Below are 12,285 nucleotides of genomic sequence, written 5' to 3'. Positions count from 1 at the left end.
GGGTCCTCGCCCGAGGCGCGAGGCCGTTTTTTGCTACACTGCGCGCATCACATCCGGAGATTTACATGAGCATCACTGCAGACGACGTCAAGACCGCCTTGTCAAAGCTGGTCGATCCTAATACGGGCAAAGACTTCGTGTCCTCGAAATCGGTCAAGAATATCCAGGTCGACGGCGCCGACATCGCCTTCGATCTCGAACTCGGCTACCCGGCAAAAAGCCAGGTCGCCTCGCTGCGCGCCGCCGTGGTGAACGCCGTCAAGGCGATCCCGGGCGTCGGCAACGTCAGCGTCAGCGTGCAAACCAAGATCCTGTCGCACGCGGTGCAGCGTGGCCTGAAGGTCATGCCGAACGTGAAGAACATCATTGCCGTGGCATCGGGCAAGGGCGGCGTCGGCAAGTCGACCACGGCCGTCAACCTGGCCCTGGCCCTGGCCGCCGAAGGCGCCAGCGTCGGCGTGCTGGATGCCGACATCTATGGCCCGTCGCAGCCGATGATGCTGGGCATCAACGGACGTCCGGAAAGCCTGGACGGCAAGTCGATGGAACCGCTGGAAAACCATGGCGTGCAGGTGTCGTCGATCGGCTTCATGATCGACCCCGACGAGCCGATGGTCTGGCGCGGCCCGATGGTCACCCAGGCGCTGCAGCAACTGCTGGAGCAGACCAACTGGCGCGAACTCGATTACCTGATCGTCGACATGCCGCCAGGCACCGGCGACATTCAATTGACCCTGTCGCAGAAAGTGCCGGTGACCGGCGCCGTGATCGTCACCACGCCGCAGGACATCGCCCTGTTGGATGCGCGCAAGGGCCTCAAGATGTTCGAGAAGGTCGGCATCCCGATCATCGGCATCGTGGAAAACATGAGCACCCACACCTGCTCGAACTGCGGCCATACCGAAGCCGTCTTCGGCCATGGCGGCGGCGAAAAGATGTGCAAGGACTTCGGCGTCGATTTCCTGGGCGCGCTGCCGCTGACGATGTCGATCCGCGAGCAGGCCGATTCGGGCCGCCCGACCGTGGTCGCCGAGCCTGACGGTCCGGTTGCCAAGGTCTACAAGGACATCGCGCGCAAGGTGGCGGTGAAGGTGGCCGAACGTGCCAAGGACATGAGCAGCAAATTCCCGAGCATCGTCGTGCGCAACGACTGATTCAGTAAAATTCAGCAATAAATCAAGGCGCCATTCATGGCGCCTTTTCATTTCCGGCGTGCGCGTGCCCGGAATCGTGATCTGCCCGCGCCATGCCCGGCCTTGCGCAGGTGCCGGAATCGGACGGCGCCGAAAACCGGGGCCGCCGCGACGCGCCTGGCGCCGGACGGTTATGCTCATGCCTCCATCTGCTACAGGAGAAATGCATGAGCACGAAGTACAAGGCACTGGTCGTCGGCGCCAGCGGCATCATCGGCAACGCGCTTGTCCGCGAATTGAAGGAAAGGCCGGAGTGGCAGGTACGCGCCTTGCCGCGCACCTTCGTCGACGGCGTCGAGACCATCCAGGCCGACCTGACCGACGCCGCGGCCACCGCGCGCGCCCTGGAAGCGGCACGCGACACCACCCACGTGTTCTATGCCGCGCTGAAAGGTGGCGCCGACCTGCTGGATGAAGAGCGCATCAACGGCGGCATGCTGCGCAACCTGCTCGACGGCTTGAAGGCGGTCGGCGCGCCCCTGCAGCGCGTGGTGCACTACCAGGGCGCGAAAGTGTACGGTGTGCACCTCGGCCCGACCCGGGCGCCTTTCTACGAAGACGACCCGCGCCACATGACCCCGAACTTCTATTACGTGCAGGAAGACCTGCTGCGCGAGCGCGGCGCGGCGGGCGACTTCGAATGGTCCATCCTGCGCCCCGACGTGGTGGTCGGCGACATCGCCGGCAACCCGATGAACATCGTGATGGTGATGGGCGTGTTCGCCGCGCTCAGCAAGGCGGCCGGCGTGCCGCTGCGCTTCCCCGGCGCCGATACGGTGTATTCCGGCGTACTGGCCCAGACCACCGACGCCGACTGGATGGCGCGCGCCAGCGTCTGGGCCGCGCTCGACCCGGCGGCGGGCGGCGAAGCTTTCAACCTGGTCAACGAACCCTTCCGCTGGGAGCGCATCTGGCGCCGCGTGGCCGATGCCTTCGACATGGAGGTCGGCCCGCCGCAGCCATTCCCGCTGGCGAAGCAGATGCCGCTGAAGGCCGCGGCCTGGGCGCGCCTGGTCGAACAGCACGGTTTGCAGAGCCTGCCTTATGAGAAGCTGGTCGGCTGGTGGTTCGGCGACTTCGTCTTCAATACCGCGTTCGACATGGTGTCGGACATGGGCAAGATCCGCCGTGCCGGGTTCACCGAGGCGGTGGAAACCGAAGCGACGATCGAGCGGGCGATCGCACGCCTGCGCGCCGCGAGGCAGCTGCCGTGACAGACAGTCCCGGCTGAGCCACGCCGGGACCGCCGGGCTTGCGCAATCTCACATCTGTCTGCGCCAGAATAAGTCCAGTAGGAAATTTCCTCCCTACACTGCCTCTTGGACTCACTCCCCAAGACGGCCGTGTGCCGCGCCCAGCCTCCATGAACCCTGACAGCGCGCGTTGGAGTGGCCGTTACCTGGCCGCTACCCACTGGTTCATCCCCGCCGCCCTGCAGCAAGAGGCGGCCACCCTGACGCGCGCCGAAAACGTGGTCAGCGCGGCGCTGCTGGCCGCCACCGCCGGGCCGTTCTATGCGCTGGCCTATTATTTGCTGGGCTTCGACAGCGCCGTCACCGAGACCCTGCTGTGCTGCGCCTTCATGCTGACCTCGCCGTTGCTGTTGCGCGTGAGCGGCAGCATCGTCGCCGCGCGCGAACTCTTCCTGTGCGCGCTGTTCTTCAATTTCACCTGGCTCAGCTACCACCTGGGCGGCATCAGCGCGCCCACCGCCAGCTGGCTGATCACGGGGCCGCTGGTGGCGGCCTTCCTCGGGGGCATCTGGAGTGCGCTTTTCTGGCTGGCGATGAGCTGTACGGCGGCCGCCCTGATCTACCTGCTGGCGGCCGGCGGCCACGCGCTGCCGGTGCACCCGGTGAGCGACATGGCCACCCTCTACCTGGTCTGCCACCTGGGCCTGTTCGTGGTGGTGCTGGCCTTTGCCCTGCTGTTCGAGCTGACCAAGACCCAGGGCTTCGTCAAGCTGGAGCAGGCGCTGCGCACCATCAACGAGCTGGCGATCCGTGACGAACTGACCGGCGTGCACAACCGCCGCTACCTGATGAACCTGATCGAGCGCGAAAAGGAAAGAAGCGACCGCAATGGCCGCGCCTTCTGCCTCTGCCTGCTCGACATCGATTTCTTCAAGCGCATCAACGACACCTATGGCCACAGCGCCGGCGACACCGTGCTGCGCGCCTTTGCCCAGACCGTGCAGGCCCTGGTGCGCGGCAGCGACTGCTTCGGGCGCTACGGCGGCGAGGAATTCCTGCTGATGCTGCCCGAGACTCCCGCCTGCGACGCCCAGGTGCTGGCCGAGCGCGTGCGCGTGGCGATCGACCGGCTGCGCTGCAAGGACGGCCCCAGCGACATCGCGTTGACGGTCTCGATCGGCGTGGCCGAGTACCGCATGGGCGAAACCATCACCCAGGCCATCGGACGCGCCGACGAGGCGCTGTACCTGGCCAAGTCGAGCGGCCGCAACCGGGTGGTCTGCCACGGCCAGGACGAGGACCTGGAACCGGCGAGCGGCGCCCGGGCCCGCATGGGCCAGGGCGAGGGCGTCGGGCGCGACCTCGGCGCCAGCGTCGGCCGCATGCTCGACGGCGTGCACTGCGACCAGCTCACGGGCCTGTTGAACCGGCGCCTGCTGCGCGACCGCCTGCGCCATGCGATGGACCGGGCCAACCGCAACCGGCGCCTGGTGGCGCTGCTGCTCCTGAACATCAACAAGTTTAAGGAAGTCAACGACGCCCTCGGCTACGAGGCCGGCGACGCGCTGCTGGTGCAGGCTGGCGGCATCGTGCGCGGCTGCCTGCGCGACTGCGACACCGTGGCGCGCTGGAGCGGCGACGAATTCGTGGCCCTGCTGGAAGACCTGGGTTCCGAAATGGACGCGCGCCAGGTGGCCGAGAAAATCCTCGACCGCTTCGGCCTGCCGCTGGCCGCCGCCGGGCGCGAATGCTTCATCACGCTGTCGGTGGGCGTGGCCCTGTATCCGGCCGAGGACTGCGACCTCGACGCGCTGCTGAAACGCGCCGACGTCGCCATGCGCAGCGCCCGCGCCTGGGGCGAGAACAGCGTGCAGCTGTATTCCAGCGCCGCCACCGCGCCCCAGAGCGAGCGCCTGGCCCTGAAGAACGGCCTGCGCGACGCCCTCACGCGCGGCCAGCTCTTCCTCGAATACCAGCCGCAGTTCGACCTGGCCACGCGCCGCATCGTCGGCGTCGAGGCGCTGCTGCGCTGGCAGCATCCGGTATATGGCCGCATCGATCCGGGCCGCTTCATCCCGCTGGCCGAGGAAACCGGCATGATCGTGCCCATCGGCGACTGGGTGCTGCGCACCGCCTGCGCCCAGAACCGCGCCTGGCGCGACGCCGGCCTGCCCGGCGTGAAGACGGCGGTGAATCTGTCGGCGCGCCAGTTGCGCCACCCGGATATCGCCGCGCGCGTGCTCGACATCGTGGCCTCCAGCGGCCTGCCGTCCGGCTGCCTCGACCTCGAAATCACCGAGGGCGTGCTGATCGACGACCTCGAAGGCAACCAGCGGGTGATGAGCGCCTTGCGTGCGGCCGGGGTGCTGGTGTCGATCGACGATTTCGGCACCGGCTACTCGAGCCTGAACTACCTGTCCGAACTGCCCGTCGACATCCTCAAGATGGACGGCCTGTTCGTACGCCGCCTCGGGGTCGATCCGCGCGCGCGCCCGTATGCGATCGCCGAGGCGATCGTCGCCATGGCCCACAGCCTCGACCTGAAGGTGATCGCCGAAGCGGTCGAGACGAACGAACAGCTGGCCGACCTGGTGGCGATCGGCTGCGACGAGGCCCAGGGCTACCTGTTCGCCCGCCCGCTGCCGCCCGAACAGGTGGCGGCGCTGCTGGCGGGGCAGGGCCTGCATGACAGCCAGCACGCGGCGCCGGTGCCGGCCTGACCCTTTGTTTCCTATCCCATCGAGGAGTACATCGTGCATGAAGAAACGCTTCATTTCGAGCGGGCCGACGATGTCGCGCAACTGGTCGCCTGCGGCGCCTTGCGCGGCAACGTCGCCCAGTTCGCGCAGCCGCGCGGCCCCGACCTGGTCAAGCGCACCGAGCCGCTGGATGCCTGGTGCGCGCTGCGCGCCGCGCATGGGGTCTGGCAGTACGCGCGCGCCGTCGATGGTGCACCCGGCCCCGAGGCGCGCGTGCGCGAGGAGGGCGCCGCGTCCGATGCCGCGGGCGCCACGGCCGGCGTTAACTTCGCTTCGCAGGACTACCTGTCGCTGGCCTTGCATCCGGCGGTGCGCGAAGCGGCGCGCCTGGCCCTGCTCGAGGCCGGGCCGCACAGCGCCGGTTCCGCCGTCCTGCAGGGCAACAGCAGCGCCTCGCTGGCGCTGGAGGCGGCGCTCGGCGCCCTGGTGCGCTGCGAGCACGTGACCCTGTTCCCGACCGGCTGGGGCGCCGCCTTCGGCCTGATCACGGCCCTGGTCACGCCGCGCGACTACGTGGTGGTCGACCAGCTGGCGCATGCCTCGCTGCGCCAGGGCGCCAGCGCCGCCACGCGCAACGTCGCGCTGCACCGCCACCTCGACACCGGCCACGTGCGCGAGCTGCTGGCCGCGATCCGCTCGCGCGACCCGGACAACGGCATCCTGGTCGTCACCGAAGGCCTGTTCAGCATGGACAGCGACGTGCCCGACCTGCCGCTGATGCAGCACCTGTGCCGCGAATACGGCGCCACGCTGCTGGTCGACGTCGCCCACGACCTGGGCGCGCTCGGGCCGGGCGGGAGCGGCAGCATCGGCGAGCAGGGCATGCTGGGCAAGGTCGACATCGTGATGGGTGCGTTTTCGAAGACCTTTGCCTCGAACGGCGGTTTCGTTGCCTGCGCCTCGCGCGCCGTGAAACGCCAGCTGCAGCTGTTCGCCGGGCCGCACCTGTTCTCGAACGCGCTGTCGCCGGTGCAGGCGGCCACGGTGCTGGAAGCGCTGCGCATCGTGGGCAGCGGCGAAGGCGAGGCCTTGCGCGCCGGCCTGCTGCGCAACGCCGTGGCCCTGCGCGCCGCCCTGGCCGAAATCGGCATGCGCTGCCTGGGCCTGCCGTCGGCGATCGTGCCGGTGTGGATCGGCAGCGAGCAGGTGGCGCGCCTGGCCGGACGCACGCTGGCGCGCGCCAACGTCCACGTGAACGCGGTCGAGTTCCCCGGCGTGCCGCTGGGCGCGGCGCGCCTGCGCCTGCAGGTGATGGCCGAGCACCGCGTCGAGCAACTGCGCCACGGCGCGCGCCAGATCGGCGCCGCCGTGAATGGCGCCGCCGCCGCGCTCGGGGTGGAACCCGCGCATGGGCCGTGGCGCGGGGAGCGCAGCCGTGGCTGAAGCGGCCGACCCCGGCGGCGCCACCCTGCTGCATCGTCTCCAGCATCACGCGGCGCACACGCCCGAGCGCGTCGCCTACACCTTCCTGCACGAGAACGGCGAGGCCGTCGACATCTCGTACCGCCAGCTGGCCGCACGCGTGGCTGCCCAGGCCGCGCAGCTGGCGCGCCATGCCGCGCCGGGCGAGCGCGCGCTGCTGCTGTATCCACCTGGTTTAGCGTTCGTCGGCGTCTTTCTCGCCTGCCTGGCGGCGGGCCTGGTGGCGGTGCCGGCCGCGCCCGCGCACCGGCGCCGCGACGGCGAGCGGCTGGCCGCCCTGTTGGCCAATGCCCGGCCGGCGATCGTGCTGGGTACGCCCGAAGGCGAGGAGGCGACGCGGGCGGCGCTGGCGCGTGCCGGCTGCGCCGTGCCGCTGCTGTGCGCGGGCGTCGATGCGGCGCAGGAGGCGCTGCCGCTGCCGTTACCGGACGCCGCTGCGCTCGCCTTTCTCCAATATACCTCCGGCTCGACGGCGCAGCCGAAGGGCGTGGAGATCACCCATGCCAACATCGCCGCGAACCTCGCCGCCATCGGGCTGGCCTTCGGCTTCGGACCGGAAACGGTGATGGTCAGCTGGCTGCCGCCCTTCCACGACATGGGCCTGATCGGCAGCATCGCCGCGCCGCTGGCGCTGGGTTTTCGCTCGGTGCTGATGTCGCCCGGCGCCTTCCTGCGCCGGCCCGCGCTGTGGCTGGAGACGGTCACGCGCTACCGCGCCACCTGCAGCGGCGCGCCCAACTTCGCCTGGGACCTGTGCCTGCGGCGCATCGGGCCCGACGCCGCCGCCGGCTTCGACTTGTCCAGCCTCGCGGTGCTGTACAACGGCGCCGAGCCGGTGCGCGCGGCAACGCTGGAACGCTTCCTCGCCGCCTTCGGGCCGCGCGGCCTGCGCCGCGGCGCGCTCTTTCCCTGCTACGGCATGGCCGAGGCGACCCTGCTGGTGGCGGGCGGCCCGTACGGACGCGGCCCGCGCGTCCTGATGCTCGATGCCGCCGCGCTCGAAAGCGGACGGGTATGCATGGCGGCGCCGGGCGGCGCGGCGGCGCGCGCGGTCGTCAGCTGCGGCCCGCCGGCGCAGGGCGTGACGGTGGCGATCGTCGATCCGGACAGCGGCGCGCCGGCCGCGAGCGACGCGGTGGGCGAGATCTGCATCGGCGGGCCAGGCGTCTCGCGCGGCTACCATGGGCAGGCCGGCGCTAGCGCGCTGTCCGGCCAGGAGCGGGTGCGTAGCGGCGACCTCGGTTTCCTGCACGACGGCGAACTGTTCGTCACGGGCCGGCGCAAGGATGTCATCATCGTCAACGGCCGCAATGTGTATGCGCAGGATGTCGAGGAACTGGTGGAGCGCGCCGTGGGGACGCTGGCGCCGAACTGCTGCGCCGCCTTCGGCATCGAGGCGGAGGAGGGCGAGCGCCTGGCGCTGGTGGTGGAGGCCAGCCGCGCGCTGGCGCGCAGCGGCGAGGTCGAGGAATCCGGGCGCCGCATCCGGAGCGCGGTGGCGTCGGAACTCGGCATCCCGCTGCACACGCTGGCGTTCGCGATGCCGGGCGCGTTCCCGCGTACGACCAGCGGCAAGATCCAGCGTGCGCGCTGCAAGGCATTGCTGGCGGCCGGCGCCCTGCCGCTGGTGCGGCCGCGCGCCCAGCCCGGCAAGATCGGCAGCGCGCTGCGCGCCGACGTGCTGGTTGCCTGGCTGCGCCAGTATGCGGCGCGGCGCATCCATTCCGCGCTCGACGACGAACGCCGCACGATCGCGCCGCACCTGGTGCTCGACCTCGGCAACCGCGGCCTGTTCGGCCTGCAGGCGCCGCTGGCGCTGGGCGGGCAAGACCTGGCAAACGTCGACCTGGTGCGCGTGATGGCCCAGCTGGCCGCCATCGACCTGACGCTGGCAACCGTGGTCGGTGTGCACAATGGCCTGGGCCTGCGTCCGCTGCAGCGCTTCGGCACGGCGGCGCAGCGCCAGGAATGGCTGCCGCTGCTGGCCGGCGGGCGCCAGCTGGCCGCCTTTGCGCTGAGCGAACCGCGGGCCGGCTCGAATCCGCGTGCGATCGGCACGCGCGCCCTGCGCGTGGATGGCGGCTGGCGCCTGCACGGCGAAAAGCATTTGATCGGGCTGGCCTCGTGGTCCGGCGTCCTGAGCGTGTTCGCGCGCGCCTTCGACCCGGCGGGCAGGGCGCTCGGCACGGTGGCGCTGCTGGTGCCGGAAGACGCGCCGGGCCTGCGCCAGGGCGCCGAAGCGCTGACCATGGGCATGCGCGCCATGGTCCAGAACGCGATCCGCTTCGAGGACGTGTTCGTGCCCGATGCCCAGGTGCTGGGCGTGCCCGGCGCCGGCATGGAAGTGGCGCAGGAAGCGATGGGCTTTGCCCGCCTCGGCATCGGGGCCTTGTGCGTGGGCGCCATGAAGCGCTGCGCCCAGCTGATGGCGCGCTACGCGGCGCGGCGCGACGTCGCCGGCGGACGCCTGCTGGATCATCCCGTCAGCGCCTGGCGCCTGCACGATCTCGATTGCGCCATCGGCGCCGCCGAAACCCTGGTGGGAGCGCTGGCGCGTGCGCTCGATGCGGGCGCGCCGCTGCCCCAGGAGGCTTGCAGCGCCTGCAAGTGCGTGCTGTCCGAACTGCTGTGGAAGGCGGCCGACGACCTGATGCAGATGCTGGGCGGGCGCGGCTACCTGGAAAACAACATCGCCCCGCGCCTGCTGCGCGACGCGCGCGTGCTGCGCATCCTCGAAGGGCCGAGCGAAGCACTGTATGCCCACCTGGGCGCCGTGGTGCGCGTGCCCGGCAATCCGCTGGCGCGCTGTATCGCCGACCTGTTCGACGCGCCGGCCCTGGCCGCCAGCCTGGAACGCCTGCCTGCGGAAGGCCCCGGACAATGGCAGGACTGGCGCAACGGCGAATTCGCGGCCTGGACCCTGCTGGCCGCCGGCGCGCGCGGCGAGTCGGCGGCCTGGGCGGCGCGCAAGCTCGATGCGCTGCGCGAGTCGATCGGCACCGAACGGCCGGCGGCGCTGGCCTGCCCACCGGCCACGGTGCTGCTGGCGCGCGCGCATGGCCATGCGCTGGCGATCGGCGACATCGAGCAGACCCTGCCCGGGGCGGCGGGGCGGCTCGATCCCTTGCTGCGCCGGGATGCGCCGCAGGGCGCGCCGGACGGGCCGCCGGCGCCTATGGTTGCCTTGCCCCTGCCCGTGCCGGCGTCTTCGTCCTCGGTCGAGTTGGTGCGCGGCTGCATCTTGAAATGGCTGCGCGAAAGCGCCGCCGAGCCGCTCGACATCGGCGGCCTGCACCTGTCGACCGGTACGCTGCGGCGCCAGCCGCCCCTCGCGGTCGGGCTCGACACCTCGTTCGGCGACCTCGGCATCGACTCGCTGGCCTCGGTGCCGCTGGCGCTGGAAATCGAGGCGGCCAGCGGGGTGAACATCGGCGCCGAGCTGCTCTACGATTACCCGACGGTGCGTGAACTGGCCGCTTATATCGATACCCAGCGCGATACCCAGCGCGATGCCCGGCGCGATGCCCAGCGCGATACTTAGTGCGATACTTAGCGCGATGCCCCGCACAGCAGCGGGCACAGTGGTGCGCACGGCATGGCGGACGAGGCCGGGCGCGGCCAGGGCAGGGTGGCGCGCCCGCGACGGCCGGTGTCGCGGGGCCTGCCTGGCGGGGTAAAATAAGCGCTTTACCATTACGCTTTCCGCCATGACCGTCCGCACCCCTGTCCGTACACGCTTCGCCCCCAGCCCGACCGGCTATCTCCACCTCGGCGGCGCGCGCACCGCGCTGTATTCCTGGGCCTACGCCCGCCACTTCGGCGGCACCTTCATCCTGCGCATCGAGGACACCGACCTCGAACGTTCGACGCCGGAGGCGGTGCAGGCCATCCTGGACGGCATGCAATGGCTGGGCCTGTCGCACGACGAGGGCCCGTTCTACCAGATGCAGCGCATGGACCGCTACCGCGAGGTGGTGAAGGGCATGCTGGAGGCCGGCACCGCCTACTTATGCTATTGCTCGCCGGACGAAGTCGAAGCGATGCGCGAGCGCATGCGCGCCGCTGGCGAAAAGCCGCGCTACGACGGCACCTGGCGTCCGGAACCGGGCAAGACCCTCCCTGCCGTGCCGGAAGGCGTGAAGCCGGTGGTGCGCTTCAAGAATCCACTCGATGGCGAAGTCACCTGGAACGACGTGGTCAAGGGCCCGATCACCATCGGCAACAAGGAACTCGACGACTTGATCATCGCGCGTCCGGACGGCACCCCGACCTACAACTTCTGCGTCTCGGTCGACGACTGGGATATGAAGATTACCCACGTGCTGCGCGGCGACGACCACGTGAACAACACCCCGCGCCAGATCAACATCCTGCGCGCACTCGGCGCCGAGCTGCCGGAGTACGGCCACCTACCGATGATCCTGGGCCCGGACGGCCAGAAGCTGTCGAAGCGCCACGGCGCCGTGAGCGTGATGCAATACCCGGAGCAGGGCTTCCTGCCGGAAGCGATGCTGAACTACCTGGCGCGCCTGGGCTGGAGCCACGGCGACGACGAGATCTTCTCGATGGAGCAATTTACCGAGTGGTTCAACCTGGAACACCTGACCGCCTCGGCGGCCCAGTTCAACCCGGAAAAGCTGGCCTGGCTGAACAACCACTACATCAAGCTGGCCGACAACGAACGCCTGGCCGGCCTGGCGCGTCCGCAGATGGAAGCGCAGGGCGCGCGTTTTGAGGGTGCACCGGCGCTGCCGGCCGTGCTGGCCCTGATGAAGGAGCGCGCGAACACGGTCAACGAGCTGGCCGATGCGGCCATGCTGTTCTACCGCCAGCCGCAGCCGGACGCGGCCCTGCTGACCCAGCACCTGACCGATGCGGTGCGCCCGGCGCTGGCGGCATTCGCCGAGCGTTGCCAGACGGTGGAGTGGAACAAGGCGGCCTTGGCCGCGATGCTGAAGGAGGTGCTGGCTGCGCACGGCCTGAAGATGCCGCAGATCGCCATGCCGCTGCGCCTGCTCGTGACCGGCCAGCTGCAGACGCCGGCCATCGACGCGGTGCTGGAACTGTTCGGCCGCGAGACCGTCGTGGCGCGCGTGAACAAAGGCCTGTAAACCGGGTTTGCACATGCGGTTTGTCTTCACGCAAATCCGCATTTGCGAAATGCAAGAACCCCCGCTATAATGCTCGCACTTCAGCAGCACACGGTAACACGGCAGCAAGTGATACAGTGAAAAACGGGGGTATAGCTCAGCTGGGAGAGCGCTTGCATGGCATGCAAGAGGTCAGCGGTTCGATCCCGCTTACCTCCACCACTCTGAAGTGTGCAGTACGGTAGTTCCAGGGTCCCCATCGTCTAGAGGCCTAGGACATCACCCTTTCACGGTGAGTACCGGGGTTCGAATCCCCGTGGGGACGCCAAGCGATTGCCAAAGCTTGGTAGTAAGCTGCGCCAGCGGCAGCAGTAGTTGAACTTAATTCAGTTGTTGATAGTTTTGTTTTACCTTAGGGGGTATAGCTCAGCTGGGAGAGCGCTTGCATGGCATGCAAGAGGTCAGCGGTTCGATCCCGCTTACCTCCACCACCTCGGAAAACACATCTGTAGAAGTCCAGGGTCCCCATCGTCTAGAGGCCTAGGACATCACCCTTTCACGGTGAGTACCGGGGTTCGAATCCCCGTGGGGACGCCAAGCGATTGCCAAAGCTTGGTAGTAAGCTGCG

At 69.3% G+C, this 12,285-nt stretch carries 6 protein-coding genes and 4 tRNA genes; all 10 read left to right on the top strand.

Features of this window, described 5'->3' with window-relative positions:
• Positions 1-65: 65 nt before the first annotated feature.
• The 10 genes from apbC (at position 66) to QPK31_RS08765 (ending at position 12,254) form a co-directional block, all read left to right on the top strand.
• A complete protein-coding gene (gene apbC / locus QPK31_RS08810; RefSeq protein WP_290422561.1) occupies positions 66-1,154 on the top strand; it encodes an iron-sulfur cluster carrier protein ApbC in 1,089 nt (362 codons plus the stop codon).
• A gap of 206 nt (positions 1,155-1,360) precedes the next feature.
• Positions 1,361-2,407, top strand: a complete 1,047-nt coding sequence (locus QPK31_RS08805; RefSeq protein WP_290422560.1) for an SDR family oxidoreductase — start codon at positions 1,361-1,363, stop codon at positions 2,405-2,407.
• 149 nt (positions 2,408-2,556) lie between these two features.
• On the top strand, positions 2,557-5,106 hold the full coding sequence (locus QPK31_RS08800; protein ID WP_290422559.1) for a bifunctional diguanylate cyclase/phosphodiesterase: 2,550 nt from the start codon (positions 2,557-2,559) through the stop codon (positions 5,104-5,106).
• 33 nt (positions 5,107-5,139) lie between these two features.
• Positions 5,140-6,528, top strand: a complete 1,389-nt coding sequence (locus QPK31_RS08795) for an aminotransferase class I/II-fold pyridoxal phosphate-dependent enzyme (RefSeq protein ID WP_290422558.1) — start codon at positions 5,140-5,142, stop codon at positions 6,526-6,528.
• Positions 6,521-10,108 carry an AMP-binding protein gene (locus tag QPK31_RS08790; RefSeq protein ID WP_290422557.1) on the top strand — a complete coding sequence of 1,196 codons (3,588 nt, stop codon included), beginning with the start codon at positions 6,521-6,523 and terminating at the stop codon, positions 10,106-10,108. Before QPK31_RS08795 ends, QPK31_RS08790 begins: the two co-directional genes overlap by 8 nt.
• A 166-nt stretch (positions 10,109-10,274) precedes the next feature.
• Positions 10,275-11,678, top strand: coding sequence for a glutamate--tRNA ligase (gene gltX, locus QPK31_RS08785; RefSeq protein ID WP_290422556.1), 1,404 nt, complete (start codon positions 10,275-10,277; stop codon positions 11,676-11,678).
• A gap of 125 nt (positions 11,679-11,803) precedes the next feature.
• Positions 11,804-11,879, top strand: a tRNA-Ala gene (locus tag QPK31_RS08780).
• Positions 11,880-11,909: 30 nt separating this feature from the next.
• Positions 11,910-11,985 (top strand) — tRNA-Glu (locus QPK31_RS08775).
• A gap of 87 nt (positions 11,986-12,072) precedes the next feature.
• Positions 12,073-12,148, top strand: a tRNA-Ala gene (locus QPK31_RS08770).
• A 30-nt stretch (positions 12,149-12,178) separates the two neighbouring features.
• A tRNA-Glu gene (locus QPK31_RS08765) sits at positions 12,179-12,254 on the top strand.
• Positions 12,255-12,285: the final 31 nt, after the last annotated feature.

Origin of the sequence: Massilia sp. YIM B02769 (assembly GCF_030411995.1) — a bacterium.
Lineage (GTDB): Bacteria > Pseudomonadota > Gammaproteobacteria > Burkholderiales > Burkholderiaceae_D > Telluria.
Note: the sequence above shows the minus strand (reverse complement) of the source record. Positions and strands in the feature narration are given on the sequence as shown.

Coding starts and splice junctions, on each gene's coding strand:
- apbC (WP_290422561.1), top strand. CDS start 66: ATGAGCATCACTGCAGACGACGTCAAGACCGCCTTGTCAAAGCTGGTC.
- QPK31_RS08805 (WP_290422560.1), top strand. CDS start 1,361: ATGAGCACGAAGTACAAGGCACTGGTCGTCGGCGCCAGCGGCATCATC.
- QPK31_RS08800 (WP_290422559.1), top strand. CDS start 2,557: ATGAACCCTGACAGCGCGCGTTGGAGTGGCCGTTACCTGGCCGCTACC.
- gltX (WP_290422556.1), top strand. CDS start 10,275: ATGACCGTCCGCACCCCTGTCCGTACACGCTTCGCCCCCAGCCCGACC.